This is a genomic window from Pedobacter sp. UYP24, assembly GCF_054057295.1.
In genome coordinates this window covers 187922-214332 of sequence record NZ_JBSRZD010000002.1, presented here as the reverse complement: position 1 = coordinate 214332, position 26411 = coordinate 187922, and the positions used below count along the sequence as shown (strand labels likewise).

Sequence of the window (26411 nt, the reverse complement as noted above, 5' to 3'; positions counted from 1 at the left end):
GTTTCAGTCATTATAATTGTAATGGTTTATTCTTAATTTTACTATATTACGCTTTTATACAGGTAATTAAATAGAATACCTGAAACAATAATGCCTAATTACCGTTTAAGCCTGAAATGAATCCTCAATTATTACTTTTAGAGAATAGTACAGATGGAATAATACTACTGGATAAAAATAAGGCAATCGAATTTTTAAGCCCTTCGCTTATTTCAATTCTGGGATATGGTCATCAGGTTAAAATTTCTGACCTTAATCAGCTTTTATTACCAGATGATCTTCCTGTTTTAACTAGGGAAATGGAACTTTGCATTCAGTTTCCAAATGCACCAATTAAGGGTTTGGAAATTAGATTTTTAAATTCAGATACTGAAAAAGTATGGGTGGAACTATTTATTAGCAACATGCTTAATGAGCCACAAATTGGTAAAATAGTTGTTGCCGTACGAAACGTTTCCCAAGCGAAAAAAACGGCAAAAAAACTAGTGCATGCCAATCGTCTATATTCATTTATCAGCCAGATAAACCAAACCATGTTTCGCGTTAAAACTGAGCGGGCTCTTTTTGATGAGGCCTGTAAGATTGCGATTGAATATGGGAAATTTGAGATGGCTTGGATTGGTGTTCCTGATCGCAATACGGGTATGATAAAGTTGGTTTCCAGTAGTGGAACTTCTGCCGATGAACTTAACCTGTTCAAATGTTATCAATATGATTCGGGTGGGCCTATTGATAAGGTGGTGAGAGGTCTTGATTATTGTATTGTAGACAAAGTTGAAAAAGAAAATAAAGAGGCCTGGAATAAGATTGCTTCTATGAGACGATACAACTCTGCAATGGTTTTAGCATTGAGAAAATCAGGGGCGCTTATTGCCACGTTTAACATTTATTCTACCGAAGCCGGCTTTTTTAATAAGCATGAGGTTAGGCTATTGGTTGAGGCAAATAATGACCTCTGTTTTGCACTAGAAGTTTTTGAAAAAGAAAGGTTACGAACGCTTGCCGAAGATCATAGCGAAAAGGCAGAGATACGTTTAGAAGAGCTCAATGAAAGTCTTAGGGAATATACTAAAGAACTGGTGAATACCAATACTGGGTTGCAGCAATTTTCATATATCATTTCTCATAACCTTCGATCGCCTGTAGCAAATATTATGGCCCTTACTGGTTATTTAAAGGATGAAGTAAATAGTCCAGAAACCAATCTGGAGTTGCATGAAGCATTAGATACCTCTGTAAAATTACTTAACGATGTAATAGTGGATCTAAATGCCATTCTCGCCATAAAGAATGATATATCTGAAAATCGAGAGGAAATTAGTCTAACACAATTACTAAAGGATATTCAAATGAGTATCCAAAACATGATTTTGCAGTCTAAAGCTCAGATTTTTACCGACTTTAAAAATGCAGATAAGCTCCATTCATTAAAAACTTACCTGCATAGTATATTTATAAATCTAATTTCTAACAGCATAAAATATCGACAGCCAGGAGTTGTGCCTATAATCGAAATCAAGTCTGAATTATCTGGGTCAGATGTGATTATAAGCTTTAAAGACAATGGATTGGGTATCGATTTAGTTAAAAAGGGAGATCAGGTATTTGGTCTTTACAAACGCTTTCATGAGAATATAAAAGGAAAAGGTATGGGTCTTTTTATGGTGAAGACCCAAATTGAAACACTTGGTGGAAAAATAGCTATCAAAAGCGAGGTCAATAAAGGAACTGAATTTATAATGCATTTACCAGTTTAAGAACTACTAATTCCCCGTTGACTTCTCCAGGTTTTAAACTGGATACATCTACAATGCAATCTGCTCCTGATTTCTTAATCTTAAAGGTTTTATCGCTACCTAATATTGTCGCTAACATTCCAGATTTCAATTTTAAATTCCTTACTTTAAATTCCGTGCTATAAGCTGGATAAATACAATATAGATCTTTTCCTTTCACCGTAAAAAAGGCTTCTACATGTGCATTATCCCCAGCAGGTTTAATCATTTTAGCAATGTCATACCCTGCCATATATGACTCGCCTTTTTTTTCAGGCATTTTGCCCTCGCTCCATTGATAGGAAGTTTTATAGGCTTCTGTTCCATAAATGGCTTCTCCATTGATCTTAAGCCATGAACCTATATCTGCTAGTCGCTGTTGCATGATCACAGGAATTCGGCCGTCTGCAGTTGGACCAATATCAAGCAGTAGGTTGCCACCTCTTGATACGATATCGATTAACATTAAGGTCAAATCATGACCTGTTTTATAGTCTTCGAGTTTTTCATTCCGATTGTAACCATAAGAATGTCCAATACCGCGACTTTCTTCCCAAATGACACTCGGATTCATTCCACTGCCATATTCTGAAGTAGTGTAGGTAGATTCTGTGTTCTTTGATCGTGTATTTTTACCCCAACGATCGTTAACTACTACAGTTTTTCCCACTGGAGATTCATTGTACAGCCAAGATAGGAGCTCTGGACTACGCCATTCCTCATCAGTCATATCCCATTCTCCATCCGCAAAAATAACCTGGGGTTTGTATTTAGTAACCAGGTCTTTAAATTGAGGGAAGAGGTGTTCATTTACATATCGTTTTTTGTCTTTCAGGTATAGTGGGTTAAACCATTCATATAAGGAGTAATAGAAACCCATCTTTAATCCTGCATCATTTACAGCATTGGTCAGGTCTCCAAGTAGGTCTCTTTTAGGCGTTCCGGTCACTGCATTCCATGGACGTCCCCAACTTTTATCAGCCTCTTTACTGTCCCACATGGCGTAACCTTCATGGTGTTTGGATGTTAATACTACATATTTAGCACCTGATTTTTTGAATACATCAGCCCAGGCTTTTGGATCGTAAAGTTCTGCTTTAAAACTCTTTTCAAATTGCGGGTACAGGAAATCTGCTCCGTAATTTTTAATATGGAAATCCATAAAGTTCTTTTGTTTGGAATTAATGCGCCACCAGTACCATTCAGAATAGCTATCGCCACTATTTTCAATAACAGGTGCGTAAGAGGGAACAGCATACACTCCCCAGTGGATAAAAATGCCGAACTTATCCTGATGGAACCAAGCTGGTATTTTTCTTTGATTTAGTGACTTCCAGTTGGCGTCATACTTTTGGGCATTAGAAATATAGGTAGTAATACATAATAGGATTAATAGCAAAGATCTTTTCATACCTGTGGTCTTTATTTATTTGGTTATTCTAAACTTGTATTTGAATTCCAATTTAGAAATAATACCTGTACAAATAATGTTTATGCACTTTAATTTTTAGAAGACTTGTTGTTACAATTATTCTCTTTTATCATAGAAATGTAATATACATTAGATATAAAAAAATACTTAGTGTAAATTATACACTAATAAATATTATTCTTACATTTGTATAGACAAACAGCAATAGCGTTTGACTATACAAAAAAAAGATAGGTAATTTCATTACCTTAAAGAAAAAGATCCCGTTCATACAGGGTTTATATTTGGTTAGAAAGAGATAGTGCTTGGATGAGACTATCTCTTTTATTTTAAACGCATTTTTCCCTTTTCTTTGATTTTCTCATTTCCTATAAAAACTTAGTAATTCAAATATCAGTTATATGCTGTAAGAAACAATACCTTTGCCTATGCAGCAACTGAAGTTCATTGTTCCCTTTATAAAGGAAAATGCGAAGATAGTATCCAGTTATCTTTTTACTTTGTTTTTTGTAGCCCTGGCTATTTGGTTTGTTAAACATGAAGGTCCTGAACTTAAACAAGTTAGACCTTTATTACTTACTGCTAGATGGACATGGCTTTGTTTAGGTATTCTCATTAGTATAGGCTATGTTTTTGTACACGGTCTAATGTATCGGGCTGCTTTTGCTGCAGTTTCTGCCAAGGTTTCGGTTTGGGATGGGACAATATTATATCTTAAAAGAAACTTTGTTAGCGTTTTCCTTCCGGCCGGTGGGGTATCATCACTTGCATTTTTTAGTGCGGGTATTGAGAAAAAAGGAACAGGTAAGTCGCAAATTAATTTTGCATCCTCTATTTACGGTTTTGTTGGAATTCTATCCGTGGTTATTATCGCAATTCCTGTTTTTATTTACGGAATACTAGAGGGGACCATCGGTTATGGAGAGTGGTTTGGGCTAATGGCTGTGCTGATACTTATTGCAGTGCTGTATTTTCTATTTATGTCGGTCTTTAAAAAGGGAAAGATTTACAAGGTTTTGATAAAATATTTTCCAGCGGCTGAAGTGTATGCTACAGAATTTTCAGCCAATAATATCGAACGCAAACATTTTATGATTACGCTTTATTATAGCCTGCTTATTGAAGTTATAGGAGTGGTTCATATCTATATTGCAATGCTGGCGCTAAACATAGAACCCTCATGGATTTTTGCCATAATCGGTTACATTGTAGCAGTTATATTTCTCATTATCTCTCCTTTTTTAAGAGGGCTGGGTGCCGTTGAGGCATCCATGACATTTATTCTGATCAAGCTTGGGTATTCTAGTCCGGAGGCAGTTTCCATTACCCTGGTTTACCGCTTTATGGAGTTCTGGGTTCCAATGGCACTTGGCGGTATGAGTTTCCTGATCAAAGTAAATAAGTTGATCATGCGCCTTATGCCTGCTTTATTGCTTTTAGCTTTGGGTTTGATAAATATTATCTCTGTACTTACACCTGCCATTCAGGACAGGCTGTTGTTTTTAAAGGATTTTCTACCTGTAGCAGCCATAACTGCATCTAATTATTTTGTATTGGTTGCAGGCTTGTTTCTACTGGTTACTTCCGCTTTTATGCTGAAAGGTTTAAAAATGGCCTGGTATTTTGCAGTAATACTTTGTGTTGTTTCACTTTTAGGCCACCTTGGAAAAGCCATAGATTATGAAGAGGCAATGTTCTCCGTACTGGTTTTAGTCATTTTGTTCAGTTCTAAAAAGGAATATTATATCAGGAATAATACAAAATTACGAACCCTTGGTATTCAAACTACTATGCTGGGGATGGTGGGTGTATTTGTATATGGTTGTATAGGGTTTTATTTTCTTGATAAAAAGTATTTTAATATTGATTTCAACTGGTTGCAGTCTATCAGATTCACTTTGCAGAATTTTTTCATGATTGGAAGTTCAGAACTGCAACCAACAGATTCTTTTGCCAGAGATTTTTTATATTCTATAAACATCAGTGGTTTCTTGTCTCTTGCCTTTCTTGTTTACACCCTGGTCAGGCCATATATTTCCAAGCCAGAAATAGATACGGAGGAATTTAAGGAAGCAGTAATATTATTAGAAAAGTATGGCGACTCTTCCTTAGATTATTTTAAGACATACGCTGATAAACTGATCTATCAGGCAGATGGGATTGAAGGGTTTATTGCCTATCGCATTGCAGGTAATTTTGCGGTGGCGCTGGAAGGTCCTGTAGCAGTACCAAATCAAAAGGTACAACTGGTAAAGGCATTCGATAAATATTGCTATGAAAGCGGCGTAAAAATTATTTATTACCGGGTTTCCGAAGAAAGTTTACCCGGCTTTAATGCGCTTGGTAAAAAGAGACTATTCCTGGGTCAGGAAGGAACGGTTGATCTTTGCACCTTTTCGCTTGATGGAGGAAGCAGGAAGTCCATTCGCAATGCACTAAAAAAGGTATCTGATCAGGGCTTTGTAAGTAAGGTTTATGAGGCACCTATAGCGGATGGTTTGCTTCAAAAGTTAAAATCGGTGTCTGATGATTGGTTGGACGATACGGAGCGTGAAGAAATTGTATTCTCGCAGGGGATGTTCAATACCATTGAACTGAAACAACAAACCATTGTAACCATTGAAAATGCAGAAGAAAAGATAGTTGCCTTTCTTAATGTGATACCAGATTTTGTAAAGGGAGAAGGAACTTTTGATTTAATCCGTAAAACTAATGATGCGCCTAATGGAGTAATTGATTTTATTATGGTTGCGTTATTCAATTATCTTAAGGGTGTAGGGTTTAGTGCTGTGAACTTAGGCTTTGCACCATTATCCGGGCTGGCGAGTCCTGAGAATTTTCCAGAGCGATCGATGAAATTTGCTTACGAGAAGATCAGTTCCTTTTCTCACTATAAAGGGTTGAGGGCGGCAAAAGAAAAGTTTTCTCCAGTATGGAGTAACAAATACCTAATCTATGATCATGATTACGACTTGCTCCAGGTACCTAATGTACTGGCTAAGGTGATTAAACCATAACAAAACATGAAGAAGGGCTATTTCATTATTTTTATATTATTATTTATTTGTACCCCGGCATTTTCTCAGGTTACTGATTCTATCAGCTATGGTAAATTTGGAAAGATTACCATTTATAAGCCTGTGGGCGTGCCCACCTCGGTTGCACTATTTGTGTCTGGCTCTGGAGGTTGGAATAGTGGCGTATTTGAAATGGCTAAAAATCTGGCCAACCAAGGTGCTCTGGTAGTGGGTATAGATGCAAGACATTACGAGTATTATTTATCGAAGGTAAAGGACGATTGTTTGTATCCAGCAGGAGATTTTGAAGTCCTGAGTATGGATATTCAAAAAAAATATAAGTTAACCACTTACCACAAGCCCGTATTGGTGGGGTATTCTTACGGTGCTGTGTTGGTATATGGCATTTTAGCTCAGGCCCCGGCCAATACTTTTAAAGGCGCAATTGCACTGGGGTTTTGTCCTGATATTACTATGGTGAAACCCATGTGCAAAGGCAATGGTTTGACCCAGCATGTGTTGAAACCCGGCAAATCTTACTATTTGGAAGCTACGAAAACGTTAACCGCCCCATTTATTGTTTTGAATGGCGTAAAAGACCTGACCTGCCCGTTTAATGCCACAGCAACTTTCCTAAAAGATATGCCAATGGCAGAGTTGATTACGCTTTACAAAGTGGGACATGGTTTTAAAGTTGGAAATAACTGGCTTGCCGACTATAACGCAGCATATAAAAGAATTGTTGATGGTAATTCAACTGAAGCTAAGAATACGGCTGCTGAAAGTCTGCCTTTAACGATAGTTTCTGCAGCCAAAAAAAATAGTTTACCCTTTGTTTTTATGATATCAGGTGATGGTGGATGGACCAGTTTTGACCAGTCCCTTGCCGAGGCGCTTGCTAACAAAGGACTTTATGTTGTAGGCCTTGATGCGCAAAAGTATTTTTGGAATGAGAAAACGCCAGACAATACCGCAGCTGAAATAAACAGAGTAATTATGAAATACCAGGAGCAGTTCGGGAAGAAGAATTTTATACTTGCAGGTTATTCTTTTGGGGCGTCAGTAGTTCCATTTTTAGCAACAAGATTATCCACGGACATTGAAAAGGATCTAAAAGGTGTCGTTTCCCTATCACCAGATGGGGTGGCCGATTTTGAAATTCATATTTCTGATATGCTAAATTTTGGTAAAGAAAAAGGAAAATACAATGTTGTTTCTGAAATGAAGAAAATTAAGGGACTTAAGCCATTTTGTATTTTTGGTAAAGACGAGGATGACGAAGATAAGGCTGGGTTTTCAAAGGGAGGTATTAAAGTGATCAACATACCTGGAAACCATCACTATGACAAAGATTATCAAGGGATAGCCACATTAATTAGTGGTATTGCAGATTAAATATTTCTTTTCTCCCGTCCATTCGTTAACTTTATTACAAATAGACTTATGAAAAAGACCGCAGTTTTAATGTTGTTGATGATGTGGAGCAGTTTCTTGTTTGCACAGAAGGCTGATGCCGTGCTTGGTAAATGGGTTAATTCTACTGACGAAGCTCATATTGATATTACTAAAAGAGGAGAAAAATATTTTGGAAAGATAGTTTGGCTAAAAGATCCCAAGGATGGAAAAGGTAATATAAAAACGGACTATCAAAATCCCAATACTTCACTTCGATCCAAGCCGATAATAGGATTGGAGATCATTAAAAATTTCGTTTATGAAGATGGGAAATGGACTGATGGCAATATCTACGATCCTAAATCAGGTAAAACATATAGTTGCAATATGAGTATCAAATCCAATGGCGACCTTAATTTGAGGGGGTATATTGGAATCTCGATTATCGGTAGAACAGAAATCTGGAAAAGAGTCAAATAATGAAGATCTGGATCTGTTTTCTTCTTTTAATCCCGGCGGTGTGTTTTTCACAGGCCTATAATTTAACGCCATTAACAAGCGGGACAATAACCAGTTTGCGCGGAATGTCAATTGTTTCAGATCAGGTGGCATGGGTAAGTGGATCAAATGGAAGTATTGGCAGGACCATAGACGGTGGGCTTACCTGGCAATGGGTTAAGCCCTTAGGTTATGAGAAGATGGATTTTCGAGATATTGAAGCTTTTGATGGCAATAAAGCCATTGTAATTAATGTTGGTTCGCCTGCTTACGTGCTGTTGACAACAGATGGAGGTAAAAACTGGAAACAGACCTATAAGAATCTAGATTCAGCAATTTTTCTAGATGGTATGGATTTCTGGGATGCCAAGCGTGGGATCATTTTTGGTGACCCTATACTGAATAGAATGCAGTTGTTAAGTACAAAGGATGGGGGGATATCATGGCAAAATATTTCAAAAAACCTGGGTTGGAACCTGTTAACCGGAGAAGCTGGTTTTGCTGCAAGCGGCACATCAATTCGGGTTGTAGGAAAAGGTAAAGTATATATTGCAACAGGAGGAGCTACCTCAAACCTTTATTATTCTAGCAATTATGGCGTTACCTGGGATTTTTATAAATGTCCAATCTTGCAGGGTGAAAGTAGCACCGGTCCATTTTCCTTGGCATTCGATGATAAAAAAACCGGAGTTGTAGTAGGGGGGAACTACCTCAAAGACAACGAAAATTTTAATAACATCCTGCTAACCAGTAATGGAGGTAAAACCTGGAGCAAACCTTTAAAGCCTGTTAGTGGATACCGATCTGGAGTGATATATGTAAATGATAAAGTGATGATGGCAACTGGCTCGTCAGGCACAGACGTGAGTAAAGATGCAGGAATTAGTTGGTACAATATTTCTACGCTAAACTTTAATGTAATCCAGAAATCTAAAACTGGTAAACTAATATTGTTAGCCGGTAATAAAGGACAGATTTACAAAGTAACAGCAAACTAATGGCCATATCACTAAATTCAGTTCATCATATTGCTATCATCTGTACTAATTATGAAGTTTCTAAAAGGTTCTACACAGAAATACTTGGATTGGAAGTTGTGCGGGAAGTTTACCGCGAAGAAAGAAGATCTTATAAGCTCGATCTAGCATTAAACGGTTTGTACGTAATAGAGCTATTCTCATTTCCGGAGCCTGCTTCAAGACCATCTCGACCGGAGGCTGCTGGTTTAAGGCACCTCGCTTTTGAGGTTGATAACCTTGATCAGGTAGTTGATGGGTTATACATATATGGTGTTTTGGCAGAGCCTATAAGAATTGATGAATTTACAGGAAAGCGCTTTACCTTTATTTCCGATCCCGATCAGCTACCGCTGGAGTTCTACGAGAAATAATAAAGCCAGGTCATCCAACCTGGCTTATCAAACAAAACTTAGATCTAACCAAACATCTAAACATCAATCCTCATCACCTCGAAGAATGTGCTCTATTTCATCACCAATTTCATCAACAGTTGCTTCGTTTAGAATGATATTAGGTCTGCTGGAACTTAAGTCATGCTTGTAAAAAGGTAGGTCGCCGGCAACGATATCTTCTTCAAGAACTGATTCCCAACAATCAAAATCTAATTTAACGGCACCTATTATACCGCCATAATAAATCACTTTATAACAACCATTATCTGCAGGCAATATAGTTAGGGTAACTTCATTTACTCCATAACCAATTTTGATATTGAAGGGTTCCATGAAGGTGTAACCTAAAATACCTCTAATTGTTTTCAGTATCACTCCTTTTCTTTTATAAAATGCTGTTACAAAACTGGATAGGGTATTTATACCGCTTAGTGAAATAAAGTTCTTAATTTGCTGAACCATTTAAAACGGTTTAGCACACATGAAAAGAATACTACTACTCATTTTTTTGAGCTCTGCAACTGCTTTTGCGCAAAAACGCTCAGCTCCGGCATATCCACTTATTACGCACGATCCATATTTTAGTATATGGTCTTCCTCCGATTCTTTAAACAACGGTACAACTAAGCATTGGACAGGAGCTAACCAGTCTTTAACAGGAATGATTAGCGTTGATGAGCAGATTTATAATTTTTTGGGCAAGCGGGAAAAAATTTACCATGCCATTTTACCTTCCGCAGATGAAAAACCAATGCAGCTGAGTTACACGGAAAATAAGCCCAGTGCCGATTGGACGACAATAAATTACAATGATAAATTATGGAGTACTGCAGTAGGACCTGTAGGTAGTGAACCATCTCAAGCAAAAACACCCTGGAAAAAGGATGAGATATGGGTGCGTAGGGTCTTCAATCTTACGGCAATAAGTTCCAATAAACTATTTCTTAAAATCAGACATGATGATAACGCGACAGTTTACCTCAATGGTAAAGTGTTTTATAGTAAAGATAAACTGGAAGGTAAATTCGTGTACATACCTATTGATGATGCTACCAAAGCACTTTTAAAAAAAGGTGAAAATGTATTGGCAATCTATGCTAAGAACACGGGCGGACCATCATATCTGGATGCCGGATTGGTGGAGGAGCCTGATGAAAGGGATGAAATAAAAGTGAATGAAGCAGTGCAAAAAAGCCTTGCATTCAATGCCACTCAAACCATTTACACATTCAAAGCAGGTAAGGTTGATCTAAAAGTTACTTTCACTTCTCCATTGTTGATGAGCAACCTGGATTTGTTGGCCAGGCCTGTTTCTTATATTTCAAGTGTGGTAAAATCTAACGATGGCGCAGTTCACGATGTGAAATTATATTTCGGCGCCTCCAGTAATATTGCTACCCATACACCATTTCAAGAGGTTGAAGCCAAAAAATACAGTACTTCGCAATTGACTATTTTAAAAGCTGGTACTACAGAACAACCAATGCTAAAAAGAACTGGCGATGATGTACGTATAGATTGGGGTTACATGTATGTTGCTGTTCCACAGCAGTACAAAGCACAGCAAACACTGTCTACCTTGCCTGGGCCTGCGGCAAGTTTTTTAGGGAAGATGACTACCATGCAGGAAATTACAGCGTTGAAAGGAGATAATTTAATCCTTAATACCACCATTCCCTTGGGAAAAGTAGGTGCAACTGCTAAAGAACAGTTTATTATGCTGGCATACGATGATATTTATGCCCTTACCTATTTTAAGAAAGATTTAAGACCCTGGTGGAATAGCACAGGTAAAGAAACTATAGAGAATCAGATGCTTTTAGCTTCAAAAGAATACGCAGTTGTTATGCAAAAATGTGCTGCTTTTGATAAGCAGTTATATGCTGATGCGGTAAAAAGTGGTGGAGCAGACTATGCTAATCTTTGTGTATTGGCTTATCGTCAGGCAATCTCTGCCCATAAATTGGTAAAGGGCCCAACTGGAGAAATCTTATTCTTATCAAAAGAAAACTTCAGTAACGGCTCTATAGGAACTGTAGATGTAACCTATCCGTCAGCCCCATTATTTTTAGTATACAATCCCAATTTACTAAAGGGCATGATGAACGGTATTTTCTATTTCAGCGAAAGCGGAAAATGGGCTAAACCTTATTCTGCTCATGATCTGGGTACCTATCCGATTGCCAATGGGCAAACCTATGGCGAAGATATGCCTATTGAAGAATCGGGTAATATGATGATTCTAGCTGCGGCCATAGCTAAAGCAGAGGGAAATGCAAATTATGCAAAGCAGCACTGGAAAACCTTAAGCGTTTGGGCAGAATATTTAAGTAAAAATGGTCTTGACCCGGCAAACCAATTGTCTACAGACGACTTTGCAGGTCACCTTGCCCGAAATGCAAATTTATCTGTAAAAGCAATTGTTGCATTAGGGGGTTATGGTATGATGGCCACCATGATGGGCGAAAAAACTACTGGTGCAAAATATACGGCAATGGCTAAAGGAATGGCCCTTAAGTGGATGCAGTTGGCGGATGCTGGTGATCATTATGCTTTAACTTTCAACGACAAAAATACCTGGAGCCAGAAATACAACATGGTTTGGGACAAAGTGCTCAGCTTAAATTTGTTTCCAAAAGAAGTGTATGAAAAGGAAATTAAATATTACTTAACCAAACAAACCAGGTACGGAATTCCACTGGATAGCCGTAAAACCTATACCAAGTCTGACTGGGTTACCTGGTCTGCAACTTTAGCCGATAGCAAGAAAGACTTTGAAGCCCTAATAGCACCAATTTATACCTATGCTTTAGAAACGCCTGACAGGGTGCCTTTGAGCGACTGGCATGAAACTAAAGATGCAAGAAGGATGAATTTTACTGCCAGAAGTGTAGTAGGCGGATTTTACATTAAAATGCTTTCAGACAAGCTGCGAAAATAGAAATAAAAAAACCTCTTAGATCCTGCTTGTTTATGCAGGATCTAAGAGGTTTAAAACTGAATGTCGTTAAACCACTTTTTGTAAATGGTCTGGTAAACGCCATTTTCTTTTAGCAGCGACAACACCTCATTGAATTGATCTTTAAGCTCCACATCGCCCTTTTTCATGGCAATGGCATATTGAGAATCGGTGCCAGGCAAATACATGCCTATTTTGAGTTTTTTATTTTTCTGTAAGAAACCGCCTGCAATAGGAGAATCGTCGATTAACAAATCTATTTTGCCTGCCTGGAGTTTTCTGTAAAGGTCTTTATTGGTTTCCGCATGCACCATATTATTTGCCGGGAAATTTGTATGTACATATTTTTCAGCCTCTGTTGCTTCCCGGATGCCTATTGTTTTGTTTTTAAGATCCTGAATACCTTTTAAAGAATCCTCCTGGTTAATCACAGCACATAGCCTAAAATGCAGGTACGGGTTGGTAAACTCAAGGATATGGCGGCGTGATGGGGTAACTGTTACTGCGGAACAGATGAGGTCAAGTTCTCCTTTAAAAAGCTTTTCAAGAATGTTAGACCAAAGGGAGACCTCGTATTCAATCTCCAGGCCCAATTGATCTGTTATCGCTTTTAGCAAGTCTACCTCAAAACCTTCAAAATTCTCAGCGTTGTAATCAGAATGCATCGGAAATGGGGCTGCAGAATCTAGTCCGACTTTTAAAACCTTTTTTTTAGTCATTAGAGGAGAAGGCAATTAAATGGTTCCTAATTGCCCACAATTTACTTCTTTTTGCTGATAAAGGAGTTTTATATGATTGATAATACGTTATTTTTTTCATATTAATAGTTTCGGCAAGTTTATCTTATGCAAGCTGTGATTATTTGATCCCTTTACATGCCCATCTAAAAAAAGGATGGTCAACAAAAGGATGGAAAAATAAAAATAAGCAATAAAGAGAAATGGCTGTTGTATAACTCAAATAGGAATACCAGATTTGTATAGTCAATCTCAAGTTAAATTAATAAATGGGTGATCTTGTTAGGCGGGGCTCTTACAATCCGGTTACGAGGCTCTTATGTGGGTGGCATAAGAATAGGACTCTGAAAGGAGTTACATAGGACTTACATAGGACTTGAGAAGGAGGTATAGTCCTATTCAACCCCAATGTGATTCCTTTAGGACCCTTATGTGTGCCAGCCATTTAAGACGATGGTAAAACACCACTGCAAAGGTGATTAAATAATCAGTAGAGATGGGTGTCCAACTCGCTTTCAGAATGAGTAATATTGCATATTGGAAGAGCAGAAAAAAATAAAGTTAGACAAAAGGCAGGCTTTGATCAAGGCTGAACATTATTGCGCATACCAGGAACGTGCACAACAGGAAGTAAGAAATAAGCTTTACGACTGGGGACTTTGGTCTAACGAGGTTGAAGAGGTGATCTCTGATTTAATAGAAAGTAATTTCTTAAATGAAGAGCGTTTTGCCAATGCTTACGTGTCGGGTAAATTTAAAATCAAGCATTGGGGAAAGATAAAGATTAAGCAAGGCTTGAAGCTAAAAAAGATCACCGACAAAATGATTGCATCGGCTTTAAAAACGATTGACTATGATGAATACTTGCAGACAATTTTAAATACTGCAGAGAAAAAGCTTCCTTTAATTAAAGAAAAAGAACCCTATAAAAGGAAATATAAGCTCGTTACTTATTTATTGAGTAAGGGGTTTGAAAATGATTTAATAATAGATGTGCTGAAATCCAATAACTTAACATGACAGTTGATTTTTTTATTAAAAATAACTTGACAACAAAATAAAACTGGTTATATTTGCATTCCCAAACGGAAAGACAGGGATTCAAATCAAAGCCTTTCCAATGTTTGGAAACATCGGATGATGTTATTTTATACCATGCGAAAGTAGCTCAGTTGGTAGAGCACGACCTTGCCAAGGTCGGGGTCGCGAGTTCGAATCTCGTCTTTCGCTCTAAATGCCTTCACATACCTGAAGGCATTTATTTTAAAGGTTAACACCTGCTCGGATGGTGGAACTGGTAGACACGCAGGACTTAAAATCCTGTGCCCTCAACAGGCGTGCGGGTTCGATTCCCGCTCCGAGTACAAACCCTTTTTACAGCTTGTAAAGAGGGTTTTTTGTTTTAGTGTAATTTGAATATACCTTTAAGTAAGTTTAGAGGCAGTATTGAGGTTCGATTTTCGTTGCCCTTTAGGCCAAATCCCGATTATTTAAGATCAATATATAACAAATCAACTGGCCTGTTTTAGTCGCTCAATGTTTTTGCTAATATTAGCTTTGTCTGAAATTGATTTCGTAAGTCCTAAAGCTTTTTGGTAGTGTTGTATAGCCTTTATATTATTAATATCTGTATAAAGATTGCCCAATAAGGAATGATAAAAAAGATTGTCAACAAAAGCCAATTTTTCTGCTTCAGCAATTGCTTTCTTTTTTCCATATACTTTCGAAAAAGCAAAAGTTCTATTCAATGCGGCCATTGGGGAATATTCAATTTGAAGTAATATGTTATAAAGGTCCAAAATATTTCCCCACTTATCAGCTTCTATGGAAATTGTATGCCAATAGGCAATTCTTGCTTCCAAGTGATATCTAGATATTTCATTTCCAGAACAAGCCATGACCAAATAATAATTACCTCTGTCGATCAGTTCTTTATTCCATAATTTTTGATCTTGTTCATCAAATAAGATGATTTCATCCGTTTCATTAATTCTTGCGTCTAATCTGGAACTCTGATAACACATTAAAGCAAGCAATGCATTTGTTTTTGCAGTATTTGTTAACGGATTTTCGACTAATGTTAAAGTCAATCTTATCGCTTCTGCACAAAGATCCTTTCTAATAAGATTGTTATTTGATTTTGAGAAATAGCCTTCATTAAAAAGCAGATATAATGTAATTAAAACATTGTCAATACGTGCTCCTATCTTATCTAAATTTAAATGATGAAGTTTAAGATTCCCCTTGCGTAAATTGTCCCTCGCTCTTAGAAGCTTTTTTTTTATCGTTTCTTTATTAGTTAAAAATGCATTGGAAATTTCTGTAACACTAAATCCACAAAGAATCTGAAGCGCTAAACAAATTTGTGCTTCATTTGAATTTACTGGATTGACCTTCAAAGAAAATAATATTACCCTATTGTGTCTGTAAACGCTTTTGTATTAATTGCCTCAGAAAAGATATTTCTGATAGAATCTACTGCATTAGAATGAAGACCTTGCGCATAAACGGCTGCATTAAGTAAAAATAAAATAGGAAAAATCTTTAAAACTTTCATTCTTCTAATTAACAGGACATATTGGTGTAGAATTATCAGAATAACAATGCATTTTCGGCTACCTCCTGCAACATCTCAGCCGAATGAACAAATAATAGTATTGCTCTTTTCATAGTGTTATTTCATTAATGGCAATCAATATATGGTTTCGTAACCAAAGACATAAAAAAAAATATTTCAGAGTTATACTTTGATTTGGTAGGAGCTTGGAGTTATTATTTCTTATTTTGCGATAAGATACATACGCAACTAACTATTATATTAGTAACTGTTTTTCCATTCATACTTCGAAATTCTCTCTTTGCTAATTGCTGTAAAATTTGAGACCAAATATGCCTATTCCATGAAGCAACCAATAATTCACTTAATTAGCATATTGACTGTTATTTTGCTATTCGGGTGTAGTTCATATAAGGAGCATGTAATGCCTTTTAGAAACTTTATATACTCTAGCAATAGCGGTTTTCCGGTGAAGTCATCGAATTCTGATTTCACCTTTAAAGTATCTTTCAACTTATCTACTTCCGTCGACAGAATAATAACAGTTTCCATTGATAGTGTATTTGGAAATCAAGCAACGCTATTGGAAGTATTTGGCTTAAAAAAAGGCAAAGTTAAGGTAGCTCAAAGCATGCTATATCCAAAAAGTGGGTTTGCTGTTTTTAGAAGTAAAATTGACTCGTTAAAACTATTCGGTCAAAAAGACCAAGAGAGTCTTGAAATTCCTTTGCACCAACCATTTACATTGTTCGTTGTAGAAGTCAAAGAGAACGAGAAATATAACCAGTTCAGATTCAATACATATAATCCTTATCCAAAAAACGCCTCAGAAGAATATGAAAGACTGCAAAAATTAATATTTGATGAATTTAATTTCCATCTTTATACAAAATAACTGTCGCTATAGCTCAACAAATTTATTTACAATGCCATTAAAATTAACGCCTATGAATTTTAAGCTATTTACCTCCTGTTTTTTGCTAATACTTGTTGCACTTTCTTGTAGTGCGAAAGAAACTAAAACAACTACTACTCCAAACGCTAAAGTCGAACTGACAAAACTAATTAGGAAACTATACAAGTGGCATGAGGAGGTGAAAATACATGCTGAGGGGTTTAAACCTTTAAAAGCCAAACCCTCAGCTGAATTATATTCACATATCGATTTAAAAGAGAATGATAGAGCGATAATTGAGTTGAGAAAAACAGGCTTTTTTAGCGAATCTTTTCTTGCCAATTATCGTGCTATTGCTGTTAAAATGAACAGTCAACTCCTGTCTGGGAAATCTTCATGGAGAGATGGAGAGATCGCTAGTTTCAGTAAAGATGCTGATGACTGGTGTAATTGCCAGGATAGTCCAGAAAATTACTTTGATAAAATAACGCTAACTGATATCAAATCGCAAAAAGACCATGTTACTTTTAGTTGGACTTGGGGTGATGTTTTTTTTTACAAAGCAAGTGCAATTAAAGTGGGTCAAATTTGGAAGATATCCTATCTAGAAGGATTTGATATCAATACCTACAATTGGGGATGATCGTATAGCTAAATTTCATAATTTTCATCACATTCATTGCTTTACCAAATATTTAGAATGAAAGTAATTGTTGCTAGTTTCTTATTAATTTTTAGCCTGATTTATGCTGGATACGCTCAGAGTAAGCCTGATGGACTATTAATAGACCTTTTATATGCATCATCCACTGTCAATAAAGAACTACCTAAACCAACTGTACTATCAAAATATCCTTCTTTTAGTTGGATTGTTCCCGGTAAGCAACAAGGAACTGTACAAATTGCTTATCAGATCATTTTATCAACTTCTAAAGAAGCTTTATCGGAGGGTAAAGATGATGTGTGGAATAGCGGGAGGGTTATGGGTAATAACTCTGTTTCTGTTATTTATACGGGATCAGCATTAAAACCTTCAACCAATTACTTTTTTAAAGTAAAAATTTTTACCAATAAAGATGGAGAAAGTCTGTGGTCTGATATAAAATCATTTTCTACCGGCTCCAATATTGAAAACTACAAATCTTCGTCAGAGCTGTTGGTTAAAACCAGGCAATACGCTACACCGATAGCTTCTAAACAAACAAATTACCAGTTATTTGATTTCAAAAAGGATGCGTTTAGCCAGTTAACCGTAAAGTTATCTTCAGCAGAAGGATCAGATTCTGTTATCATACATATGGGTGAGAATCTATTGGGCAACAAAGTGAGCGCAAAACCCGGTGGCACCATACGTTACCGCAGTCAGGTGGTTGTTTTAGCTAAAGGAACTCATTTGTATCCTGTAAAAATTGAGCCCGACCAAAGAAATGCTGGTCCGGCGGCTATAAAAATGCCGGATTATATTGGAGAAGTTTTACCATTTAGGTATGTAGCAATTGAAGGTTATAGTAACAAAATACCTGGTCAGTATGTAACACGAGACATGGTTCATTATCCTTTTAATGATAAGGCTGCTTATTTTAAAAGTAATAACGATACCTTAAATCAGGTTTGGGAGCTTTCAAAATATTCTATGAAAGCCACTTCTTTTGCTGGTGTTTATGTGGATGGCGATAGGGAGCGGATTCCTTATGAAGCAGATGCACTGATCAATCAGTTAGGCCATTATGCTGCCGATAAAGAATTTAGTATGGCGCGTACCACATCAGAATATTTACTTCAAAAACCTACATGGCCAACAGAGTGGATTTTGCAGGCACTAATCATAGCCTGGAATGACTATCTGTATACTGGCGATAGCAGATCGCTTGCAGCGAATTATGAAGTTCTAAAAAATAGAACATTAATGCAGCTCATGGAGAAAAATGGGCTAATCTCTACAACAACCGGTCTGCAAACCCCAGCCTTCTCTGCATCAATAAAGTTTAATGGTAAAATAAGAGACATTGTAGATTGGCCAATAAGTGAAACGGATGGTTTTAAGTTTAGTAATTATAATGCAGTTACCAATGCGTTTCATTATAAGGCATTAACCTTAATGGAGCAGATTTCTGTAACACTGAATCATAAAGCAGATGCTGATTTTTATCATGCTGCAAGCCAAAAGCTTAAACTCATTTATAACCAAACCTTTTTTGACGTCGCAACTGGTTTGTATAAGGATGGCGATACAACAGGTCATTCTTCGTTACACACCAATATGTTTGCTGTGGATTTTGGTTTAGTACCAGATCAGCAACTGCAAAAAGTGGTGGATTTTATTAAATCCAGGGGGATGGCCAGCAGCGTGTATGGTGCACATTTTTTAATGGAATCTTTATATGAAGGTGGATCTGCAGATTATGCTTTGTCTTTGCTTTGCTCTGGCGATATCAGGAGCTGGTACAATATGATAAGGGTTGGATCTACCATTACACTAGAAGCATGGGATAACAAATTTAAGCCCAATCAAGACTGGAATCATGCCTGGGGGGCAGCGCCTGCCAATATTATATCAAGAAAATTGATTGGAGTTGAGCCGCTTACGCCTGGCTGTAGTGAAATAACTATAAAGCCACAGGTCGGAAAGTTAAGTTACGTAGAAGCGCTGGTACCGACAATACGGGGTGGGGTAAAGGTTCTGGTTAAAAATACGGCTAAAGAATATAGTTTAGCGGTTAACATACCTGCCAATATGGTGGCCAATGTTTATCTGCCGGTTAGCGAAGGAAATCCAATCATCACTAGCAATGGAAAACGAATATCCTTAAAGCAGGTTCCCGGGAAACCATATTTGGAGGCTGTTAAAATTCTTTCAGGATCGTATACCTTCACAATAAAAGCAAAATGATTAATTTTGGTCTATGAGTCACGCCACGTATAGCATTAAACGGATTGCTGAGCTATTAAAACCAAAGTCATTTAATTTAGTAAAAGATGCGGTGATTAGTCAGCTGGTTATTGACACCAGGAGTATGATAGACCCTGAAGAGTCCTTGTTTTTTGCCCTTGTAGCAAAAAGAGATGGGCACGAATACCTGGCAGATGCTTACGCCAATGGCATTAAGAATTTTGTAATCAGTAATGCAGCTTACTTAAGTCAGTTTCCTGAAGCAAATGTAATCCTGGTTAGTAACGTATTGGATGCACTGCAAACTTTGGCTGCATATAACAGATCGCAATACAGCTTAAAAACCTTCGCCATCACCGGAAGTAATGGTAAAACCATTGTTAAGGAATGGCTATACCAATTGCTGGCGACTGATTTTAATATCGTTAAAAGTCCTAAAAGCTTTAATTCACAAATAGGAGTGCCACTTTCTGTCTGGCAAATAGAAGAAGACCATACCCTTGGCATTTTTGAAGCAGGGATTTCAAAGACCAACGAAATGGAAGCGCTTGCGTGCATCATACAACCAACTATCGGCATCTTAACTAATATAGGTGAAGCACATGCTGAAGGCTTTAATTCTCACTATGAAAAGCTTACTGAAAAGCTAAAGCTTTTCGATAATGCTGAATTGTTGATTTATAGTCCGGATTATACCATTGGAATTAAAGAAGCCGACCTGCCGGGTAAAACGAAGTTTTCATGGAGCCTGAAGCAAAAGGCAGATCTTCAGATTCTCTTTTTAGAGCCTATTGATGGCAGAACTTACATTCGTGCAAACTTTAAAGGCGATGAAATAGAATGCCTAATTCCTTTTAGAGATAAGGCATCTGTTGAAAACGGTATCATTTGCTGGGCAACACTACTTGCACTTGGATATACACCTAAAGATGCAGACCTACGCCTGGAGAAACTTTCTTTAGTAAGCATGCGGCTGGAACTTAAAACCGGGATTAATCAGTGTTCTTTAATTGATGATTCTTATAGTGCCGATACTTCTTCTTTGGCCATTGCGCTAGATTTTTTAAATCTGCAAAATCAGCATGTAAAAAAGACATTGATCTTGTCAGATCTGGTAGAGACGGGGAAGACTGATGAGGTGTTATATAAGGAAATTGCAGCCTTGCTAAAACAAAAGAACCTAAGCAGGTTAATTGGCATTGGTCCGCATATTTCTGCTTGTGCCGAGCTATTTGAATTAGATGCCACTTTTTTTGATAGCACACAATCTTTTATAGACAATTTCCCGTCACTTCATTTTAGTAATGAAACCATTTTAGTAAAAGGGGCCAGGAGGTTTGAGTTTGAAAGGATAAGTGCCCTTATATCTCAAAAAATACATGACACCATTCTGGAAATAGACTTAAATGCCTTATCTGGCAATCTGCAATTTTACCGCAATAAATTAAAGCCGGGTGTTAAGGTAATGGCAATGGTTAAAGCGTTCTCTTATGGGAGTGGCAGTTTCGAAATAGCCAATTTGCTACAGTACCACAAAGTAGATTACCTGGCCGTTGCTTATGCAGATGAGGGTGTATCATTACGGAAAGCCGGAATTACTATGCCAATCATGGTAATGAGTCCGGAGTCCTCAGGCTTTGATGCCATCATTAAACACCGACTGGAACCTGAAATCTATAGCCTGGATATCCTGAATAGCTTTAGCGGGTATTTGGGTGATAATGAATATGATTACCCCATTCATATAAAATTGGATACTGGAATGCACAGACTGGGTTTCGAAGAGCTTGACATATCTGACTTAATTAATGCGCTTAAAGAGAGTAAAAAGCTAAAGGTAGCCTCTGTATTTTCACACTTGGTAGGCAGCGAAAGTCTTGAGCATGATGAGTTTTCCAAATACCAGATAGCCCGGTTTACAGCTATGGCAAATACCATCGAAGGAGAACTGAAATATTCCTTTATCAGACATATATCCAATACTTCAGGCATAACAAGACATCCGGATGCGCAGCTTGATATGGTAAGAATTGGGATTGGTTTATACGGCTTTGATGGTGGCTTATCCAATGCCCGTGCTTTACAAACCGTGGCGGTATTGAAAACTACAGTTACCCAAGTTAAACACATTAATGCCAATGAAAGCGTTGGGTATAGTCGCAAAGGCATGATTCCTGGTGGCGGTGAAATTGCAACAGTAAAGATTGGTTATGCAGACGGATACAACCGCAGGTTTGGTAATGGGGTAGGGCATATGCTTATTAACGGAAAGCCAGCCAAAACCGTAGGGGTAATTTGTATGGATATGTGCATGCTGGATGTAACCGGTATTGAGGTGAGGACTGGCGATGAGGTTATTGTTTTTAATAGAGAACTGACCATTGCACAGCTGGCCAAACAAATTGATACCATTCCTTATGAAATTCTTACCAATATATCTCAGCGCGTAAAGCGTGTGTATTTTTATGAATAGGCTTTCCCTGCCAAGTTAAATTTTTCTAAGTTTGCAGCATGAACAGAATTGGGAGGGGAATATTGAATTATTTGATCAAGGGATTATTGATCGTACTGCCAATTGCATTAAGTGTTTTCATTGTGATATGGGCAGTTACCACAGTTGATAGCTGGTTAAATGTAAACAACATTCTGGGTGTTGATCCAAAAACCGGTGCCAGCAGGAATATCCCCGGACTGGGATTAGCGCTTGTAATCTCCATTATACTTGCAGCAGGTATTTTTGTAACCAATTTTGTTACTGAACCCATGTACAACTGGTTTCAGCGTGTGCTGGACAGGTTGCCTATTTTAAAGTTTATCTATTCTTCCATAAAAGACCTGACTGAAGCCTTTGTTGGCGATGAGAAAAAGTTCAATACTCCTGTATTGGTTGAAGTGGAGGGCGATTTAAAAAGAATAGGTTTTCTAACACAAAATGACCTAACCGCCATTGGTTTGCCTGGCGAATCTATTGTTTATTTTCCATTCTCCTACTCCTTTGCCGGGCAGGTGTATGTAGTTAAAAACGATAAGATTAAGATGTTGGAAATGAGCGCTGCCGATGCCATGAAACTGGTAGTATCGGGTGGCGTAACACATTTCTAGCTTAAAAGTTAGGTTTCAATACATACTTATCGTAGAACCTGAAGATGTGCTCTGTGGCCTCTTCTGCGGTATCCACCAGTCTAAAAAGATTCAAATCTTCTTCATGGATGTTGTGCTCTGTATGCAACATGGTTTTAGTAATCCAGTCTACCAGTCCGCCCCAGTAATCTTTGCCCACCAGTACGATTGGAAAGCGTGCAATTTTTCCGGTTTGAATTAATGTAATGGCTTCAAACATTTCATCCATGGTACCCATACCACCTGGCAGTACAATAAACCCTTGAGAATATTTCATAAACATGACCTTACGGATAAAGAAATAATCAAACTCAAGTAACTTGTTGTGATCGATATATTTATTGTGAAACTGCTCAAAAGGAAGCTCAATATTTAAACCGACAGATTTACCTCCATTAGTATGCGCACCCTTATTACCAGCTTCCATAATCCCTGGTCCGCCGCCAGTAATTACGCCATAACCACGATCGGTTAAAAGCTTGCCACATTCTACCGCTATCTCATAGTACTTACTTGTTTCCGCTGTTCTTGCAGAACCGAAAATAGATACACATGGTCCTATTTTGGCAAGTTTCTCAAAGCCGTCCACAAATTCGGCCATTATTTTAAAGATTTGCCAGGAATCTGTAACTTTAATTTCCTGCCAGTTCTTATTCTCAAATGCACTTCTTATTTTCTCTTCACTAGTCATTCTTATACACTTCTAATTAAAATTTGGTTTGCAGATCTGTTTTCTTACTGATCAGTAATAATCCGATAAAGGTGATAAGGCCATTTACTAAAATCAGTTCTACACTAAACTTATATCCTCCTAATAACTGTGCCGAATACTCATTTAATACGTAACATATTGCTGGAGAAACCAGACAAATAAAAGGTACCAGTTTATCATGCAGACCCCGGTTCCTTACAAAAAGGCCAAAACTGTAAAGCCCAAGCAGCGGTCCGTAGGTATAGGATGCTACCTTAAAAATACCTTTAACTACAGACTCATCGTTCAATACGTTAAATACAATAATCACTAAAAACATCAGTATGGAGAACCCAACATGTACCAAGTGCCTGGTGTTTACGGATGCTTTTGAATTGGTATCCGTTCCCTTATCCATTTGCAGAAAATCAACACAAAAAGAGGTGGTAAGGGCTGTAAGGGCTGAATCTGTTGTCGCAAATGTTGCTGCCGTTAAGCCAAGCATAAACACCACACCTGGTATTAGCGCCAGGTGGTTGAAAGCGATCTCAGGAAATAGAAAATCAGTACGGGGCTTTCCGGTAAGGTGATCAAGAGGTATTGCAATTCCGTTCTTTGTTGCGTAAATGTAAAGCAAAGCACCTACGCTTAAAAAAAAGATATTGAGCACAACAAATACAGCGGTAAAAGTAAACATGTTCTTTTGGGCTTCACCAATGGTCTTCATACTCAGGTTCTTTTGCATCAGATCCTGATCAAGTCCCGTCATGGCAATGGTTACAAAAATACCACCCAGTAATTGCTTGCTGAAATGGAAATTGCTGGTCAGGAATTCTTCATAAAAGAAAATCTTGGAATACCCGCTGTTCTTGATGGTCTCAAAGGTTCTTGGGATATCTAAGTCCAGACTGCTACAAATAAAGTAAAGGGTTAAAAATACAGATAGCACAAGGAAGAACGTTTGCAATGTATCAGTTATAATAATTGTTTTCAATCCTCCTTTAAAGGTGTATGACCAGATCAAGATTAAAGAGATCATTACCGTGGCCCAGAAAGGAACTCCATAACTATCAAATATGAAGCGCTGTAATACGATCACAACCAGGTATAAACGGAAGGCAGAGCCTATAGTGCGACTAATTAAAAATATAGAGGCTGCGGTTTTGTAACTGTAAAAGCCCAATCGTTGCTCAATGTAGCTATATATTGAAGTGAGTTTCATCCTGTAGTATAGAGGCAATAGAACGGTAGCAATAATGATGAAACCTATGGCATTGCCTAATACGAACTGGAAATACTGGAACTGGTTTCCTGCAGGAGCACCAACTTCGCCAGGTACAGAGATAAATGTGACTCCTGATAATGCTGTGCCAATCATCCCAAATGCAACCAGATACCATTTGGAGTTCCTGTTAGCGATAAAAAATGTAGAGTTATCAGATGATTTCTTTGAGGTTGCAAAAGCAATGATAATCAATATCAAAAAATACCCGATAAGGAATGATAATAGTATAGCCGGACTCATAGGATGCTGTTAGCTTTTAAATGTAAGAAATCATATTATTAAATAAGTGCTTTTATTTAAGTTTGTAAGATGAACTTTTCTTCTAAATTACTTGAAGACGCTGTAAGTGAATTTGCTAAGCTGCCGGGTGTGGGACAAAAAACTGCGCTTCGATTGGTGCTGCACCTGTTGGGTAAAGACAAGGAAGAAGTATCCCATTTTGGAAATACGATGATCAGGCTTAGGCAGGAAATTAAGCACTGTGTAGTTTGCCACAACATCTCAGATCATAATACCTGTGAGATCTGTACCGCCAATAAGCGCGATAAAGAATTGATCTGCGTGGTAGAGGATACGAGAGATGTAATGGCGGTAGAGAATACTTCACAGTTCTTTGGAGTGTATCATGTATTGGGTGGGTTGATCTCACCAATGGATGGAGTAGGTCCGTCAGATCTTTTTATAGATTCCCTGGTTCAGCGTGTGGCCACTACACCTGTAAAAGAAGTTATTCTGGCACTTAGCGCCACAATGGAAGGAGATACTACGCTGTTTTACTTGTACAAGCGACTAAAAGATTTTCAAATACCAATTACCACTATTGCCAGGGGAATCGCTTTTGGCGGCGAACTGGAATATGCAGATGAGATTACCCTGGGCAGATCTATTGTTACCAGGGTTCCTTATGAAAACTCATTAATTAAATAAGAGCATGAATTTTAAGAATAAAGTAATCATCATTACCGGTGCATCATCAGGTATTGGTAAGGCATGCGCAGAAGAATTTGCAAAACGTGGTGCAAACCTAATACTGGGTGCACGTCAGTTTGTTACCCTTTGTGAAATTTCAGCCGATCTTGAAAAGAGATACCAGATCAAAGCTATTGCTGTACAGGTAGATGTAAGTAAAGAAAGCGATTGTGCATTGCTGATTAAGCAGGCTACTGATACTTTTGGGCACATTGATATTCTTTTAAATAATGCAGGTTTGTCTATGCGTGCACTGTTCAATGATACCGACATTAGTGTGCTTAAAAATTTAATGGATGTTAACTTTTGGGGTACGGTTTATTGTACAAAATATGCTTTACCAGAAATTCTAAAAACCAAAGGCAGTATAATTGGCGTATCTTCTATAGCTGGCTACAGAGGGTTGCCCGGCCGGACTGGTTATTCTGCTTCTAAGTTTGCTATGAATGGTTTCATGGAATCATTGAGGACAGAACTTTTAAAAACTGGTGTGCATGTAATGGTGGCTTGTCCTGGTTTTACCACTTCTAATATCCGCTCTGCGGCGTTGGCCAATGATGGCTCCTCGCATGGCGAAACAAGTATGGATGAAGGTAAAATGATGACAGCTGAAGCTGTTGCTGTTATTATTGCTGAAGGGATTGTAAACAGAAAACGTACACTGTTAATTACAGGACAGGGCAAATTAACTGTTTGGCTAAATAAGCTGCTGCCTGCACTGGCAGATAAGTTGGTATTCAATCACTTCAGTAAAGAGAAGAATGCTTTAATTAAATAATA

At 37.7% G+C, this 26411-nt stretch carries 21 protein-coding genes and 2 tRNA genes; 17 read left to right on the top strand and 6 right to left on the bottom strand.

What is annotated here, in order from left to right; genetic code table 11:
• The first annotated feature begins 116 nt into the window (after window positions 1-116).
• Window positions 117-1757: an ATP-binding protein gene (locus ACVWYN_RS05615; RefSeq protein WP_457287850.1), complete on the top strand. Its 1641-nt coding sequence runs from the start codon at window positions 117-119 to the stop codon at window positions 1755-1757.
• Here ACVWYN_RS05615 and ACVWYN_RS05610 read toward each other — a convergent pair.
• Window positions 1735-3186 carry an alpha-L-fucosidase gene (locus ACVWYN_RS05610; RefSeq protein WP_457287849.1) on the bottom strand — a complete coding sequence of 484 codons (1452 nt, stop codon included), beginning with the start codon at window positions 3184-3186 and terminating at the stop codon, window positions 1735-1737. The genes ACVWYN_RS05615 and ACVWYN_RS05610 overlap by 23 nt on opposite strands.
• 449 nt (window positions 3187-3635) lie before the next feature.
• On the opposite strand from ACVWYN_RS05610, the gene ACVWYN_RS05605 reads away from it, so the two are divergent.
• The 5 genes from ACVWYN_RS05605 to gloA2 are packed head-to-tail and all read left to right on the top strand — an operon-like array spanning window position 3636 to window position 9507.
• Window positions 3636-6224 (top strand): phosphatidylglycerol lysyltransferase domain-containing protein, encoded by a 2589-nt coding sequence (locus ACVWYN_RS05605; RefSeq protein ID WP_457287848.1) that lies wholly within the window; start codon window positions 3636-3638, stop codon window positions 6222-6224.
• A 6-nt stretch (window positions 6225-6230) separates the two neighbouring features.
• Window positions 6231-7619, top strand: a complete 1389-nt coding sequence (locus tag ACVWYN_RS05600) for an AcvB/VirJ family lysyl-phosphatidylglycerol hydrolase (RefSeq protein WP_457287847.1) — start codon at window positions 6231-6233, stop codon at window positions 7617-7619.
• A gap of 48 nt (window positions 7620-7667) precedes the next feature.
• Entirely contained in the window at window positions 7668-8099 is a 432-nt protein-coding gene (locus tag ACVWYN_RS05595) for a DUF2147 domain-containing protein (protein WP_457287846.1), read from the top strand.
• A complete protein-coding gene (locus ACVWYN_RS05590) occupies window positions 8099-9115 on the top strand; it encodes a WD40/YVTN/BNR-like repeat-containing protein (RefSeq protein ID WP_457287845.1) in 1017 nt (338 codons plus the stop codon). Before ACVWYN_RS05595 ends, ACVWYN_RS05590 begins: the two co-directional genes overlap by 1 nt.
• Complete coding sequence (gene gloA2 / locus ACVWYN_RS05585; protein WP_457287844.1) at window positions 9115-9507, top strand: SMU1112c/YaeR family gloxylase I-like metalloprotein; 393 nt, start codon at window positions 9115-9117, stop codon at window positions 9505-9507. Before ACVWYN_RS05590 ends, gloA2 begins: the two co-directional genes overlap by 1 nt.
• A 63-nt stretch (window positions 9508-9570) precedes the next feature.
• Here the strand turns inward: gloA2 and ACVWYN_RS05580 are convergent, their stop codons facing one another.
• Window positions 9571-9990, bottom strand: a complete 420-nt coding sequence (locus ACVWYN_RS05580) for a hypothetical protein (protein WP_457287843.1) — start codon at window positions 9988-9990, stop codon at window positions 9571-9573.
• Window positions 9991-10009: 19 nt separating this feature from the next.
• Between ACVWYN_RS05580 and ACVWYN_RS05575 the strand changes: the two genes are divergently transcribed.
• Window positions 10010-12469 (top strand): glutaminase domain-containing protein, encoded by a 2460-nt coding sequence (locus ACVWYN_RS05575; protein ID WP_457287842.1) that lies wholly within the window; start codon window positions 10010-10012, stop codon window positions 12467-12469.
• Between the two features lie 50 nt (window positions 12470-12519).
• Here ACVWYN_RS05575 and ACVWYN_RS05570 read toward each other — a convergent pair whose 3' ends face one another.
• Window positions 12520-13206 (bottom strand): substrate-binding periplasmic protein, encoded by a 687-nt coding sequence (locus ACVWYN_RS05570; protein ID WP_457287841.1) that lies wholly within the window; start codon window positions 13204-13206, stop codon window positions 12520-12522.
• Window positions 13207-13761: 555 nt separating this feature from the next.
• Here ACVWYN_RS05570 and ACVWYN_RS05565 point away from each other — a divergent pair.
• The 3 genes from ACVWYN_RS05565 (at window position 13762) to ACVWYN_RS05555 (ending at window position 14588) form a co-directional block, all read left to right on the top strand.
• The gene (locus ACVWYN_RS05565) at window positions 13762-14244 is read left to right on the top strand and encodes a regulatory protein RecX (protein ID WP_457287840.1); all 483 of its coding nucleotides are present in this window, start codon (window positions 13762-13764) and stop codon (window positions 14242-14244) included.
• A 137-nt stretch (window positions 14245-14381) separates the two neighbouring features.
• A tRNA-Gly gene (locus ACVWYN_RS05560) sits at window positions 14382-14454 on the top strand.
• 49 nt (window positions 14455-14503) lie between these two features.
• Window positions 14504-14588: transfer RNA gene (locus tag ACVWYN_RS05555), tRNA-Leu, on the top strand.
• A 147-nt stretch (window positions 14589-14735) separates the two neighbouring features.
• Here the strand turns inward: ACVWYN_RS05555 and ACVWYN_RS05550 are convergent.
• Window positions 14736-15623, bottom strand: coding sequence for an RNA polymerase sigma factor (locus ACVWYN_RS05550; RefSeq protein ID WP_457287839.1), 888 nt, complete (start codon window positions 15621-15623; stop codon window positions 14736-14738).
• Between the two features lie 582 nt (window positions 15624-16205).
• Here ACVWYN_RS05550 and ACVWYN_RS05545 point away from each other — a divergent pair.
• Genes ACVWYN_RS05545 through ACVWYN_RS05525 form a run of 5 tightly spaced genes read left to right on the top strand, consistent with a single transcriptional unit; the run spans window position 16206 to window position 22668 of the window.
• Window positions 16206-16676, top strand: coding sequence for a hypothetical protein (locus ACVWYN_RS05545; RefSeq protein ID WP_457287838.1), 471 nt, complete (start codon window positions 16206-16208; stop codon window positions 16674-16676).
• 52 nt (window positions 16677-16728) lie between these two features.
• Window positions 16729-17319, top strand: coding sequence for a hypothetical protein (locus ACVWYN_RS05540; protein ID WP_457287837.1), 591 nt, complete (start codon window positions 16729-16731; stop codon window positions 17317-17319).
• 57 nt (window positions 17320-17376) lie between these two features.
• Entirely contained in the window at window positions 17377-19566 is a 2190-nt protein-coding gene (locus tag ACVWYN_RS05535; protein ID WP_457287836.1) for an alpha-L-rhamnosidase-related protein, read from the top strand.
• Window positions 19567-19579: 13 nt separating this feature from the next.
• Entirely contained in the window at window positions 19580-22039 is a 2460-nt protein-coding gene (locus tag ACVWYN_RS05530) for a bifunctional UDP-N-acetylmuramoyl-tripeptide:D-alanyl-D-alanine ligase/alanine racemase (RefSeq protein WP_457287835.1), read from the top strand.
• Between the two features lie 38 nt (window positions 22040-22077).
• Complete coding sequence (locus ACVWYN_RS05525) at window positions 22078-22668, top strand: DUF502 domain-containing protein (protein WP_457287834.1); 591 nt, start codon at window positions 22078-22080, stop codon at window positions 22666-22668.
• A gap of 1 nt (window position 22669) precedes the next feature.
• Here ACVWYN_RS05525 and ACVWYN_RS05520 read toward each other — a convergent pair whose 3' ends face one another.
• Window positions 22670-23377, bottom strand: coding sequence for an LOG family protein (locus tag ACVWYN_RS05520; RefSeq protein ID WP_457287833.1), 708 nt, complete (start codon window positions 23375-23377; stop codon window positions 22670-22672).
• A gap of 16 nt (window positions 23378-23393) precedes the next feature.
• Entirely contained in the window at window positions 23394-24902 is a 1509-nt protein-coding gene (locus ACVWYN_RS05515; protein ID WP_457287832.1) for a sodium:solute symporter, read from the bottom strand.
• Window positions 24903-24971: 69 nt separating this feature from the next.
• Here ACVWYN_RS05515 and recR point away from each other — a divergent pair, with 69 nt between their 5' ends.
• Entirely contained in the window at window positions 24972-25589 is a 618-nt protein-coding gene (gene recR / locus ACVWYN_RS05510) for a recombination mediator RecR (protein WP_457287831.1), read from the top strand.
• A gap of 4 nt (window positions 25590-25593) precedes the next feature.
• Window positions 25594-26409, top strand: coding sequence for an SDR family oxidoreductase (locus ACVWYN_RS05505; protein WP_457287830.1), 816 nt, complete (start codon window positions 25594-25596; stop codon window positions 26407-26409).
• Window positions 26410-26411 lie beyond the last annotated feature (2 nt).

Bases quoted from the DNA above. Each gene is read 5' to 3' on its own strand.
- ACVWYN_RS05615 (WP_457287850.1), top strand. From the start codon at position 117: ATGAATCCTCAATTATTACTTTTAGAGAATAGTACAGATGGAATAATA.
- ACVWYN_RS05610 (WP_457287849.1), bottom strand. From the start codon at position 3,186: ATGAAAAGATCTTTGCTATTAATCCTATTATGTATTACTACCTATATT.
- ACVWYN_RS05605 (WP_457287848.1), top strand. From the start codon at position 3,636: ATGCAGCAACTGAAGTTCATTGTTCCCTTTATAAAGGAAAATGCGAAG.
- ACVWYN_RS05600 (WP_457287847.1), top strand. From the start codon at position 6,231: ATGAAGAAGGGCTATTTCATTATTTTTATATTATTATTTATTTGTACC.
- ACVWYN_RS05595 (WP_457287846.1), top strand. From the start codon at position 7,668: ATGAAAAAGACCGCAGTTTTAATGTTGTTGATGATGTGGAGCAGTTTC.
- ACVWYN_RS05590 (WP_457287845.1), top strand. From the start codon at position 8,099: ATGAAGATCTGGATCTGTTTTCTTCTTTTAATCCCGGCGGTGTGTTTT.
- gloA2 (WP_457287844.1), top strand. From the start codon at position 9,115: ATGGCCATATCACTAAATTCAGTTCATCATATTGCTATCATCTGTACT.
- ACVWYN_RS05580 (WP_457287843.1), bottom strand. From the start codon at position 9,990: ATGGTTCAGCAAATTAAGAACTTTATTTCACTAAGCGGTATAAATACC.
- ACVWYN_RS05575 (WP_457287842.1), top strand. From the start codon at position 10,010: ATGAAAAGAATACTACTACTCATTTTTTTGAGCTCTGCAACTGCTTTT.
- ACVWYN_RS05570 (WP_457287841.1), bottom strand. From the start codon at position 13,206: ATGACTAAAAAAAAGGTTTTAAAAGTCGGACTAGATTCTGCAGCCCCA.
- ACVWYN_RS05545 (WP_457287838.1), top strand. From the start codon at position 16,206: ATGCCTTTTAGAAACTTTATATACTCTAGCAATAGCGGTTTTCCGGTG.
- ACVWYN_RS05540 (WP_457287837.1), top strand. From the start codon at position 16,729: ATGAATTTTAAGCTATTTACCTCCTGTTTTTTGCTAATACTTGTTGCA.
- ACVWYN_RS05535 (WP_457287836.1), top strand. From the start codon at position 17,377: ATGAAAGTAATTGTTGCTAGTTTCTTATTAATTTTTAGCCTGATTTAT.
- ACVWYN_RS05530 (WP_457287835.1), top strand. From the start codon at position 19,580: ATGAGTCACGCCACGTATAGCATTAAACGGATTGCTGAGCTATTAAAA.
- ACVWYN_RS05525 (WP_457287834.1), top strand. From the start codon at position 22,078: ATGAACAGAATTGGGAGGGGAATATTGAATTATTTGATCAAGGGATTA.
- ACVWYN_RS05520 (WP_457287833.1), bottom strand. From the start codon at position 23,377: ATGACTAGTGAAGAGAAAATAAGAAGTGCATTTGAGAATAAGAACTGG.
- ACVWYN_RS05515 (WP_457287832.1), bottom strand. From the start codon at position 24,902: ATGAGTCCGGCTATACTATTATCATTCCTTATCGGGTATTTTTTGATA.
- recR (WP_457287831.1), top strand. From the start codon at position 24,972: ATGAACTTTTCTTCTAAATTACTTGAAGACGCTGTAAGTGAATTTGCT.
- ACVWYN_RS05505 (WP_457287830.1), top strand. From the start codon at position 25,594: ATGAATTTTAAGAATAAAGTAATCATCATTACCGGTGCATCATCAGGT.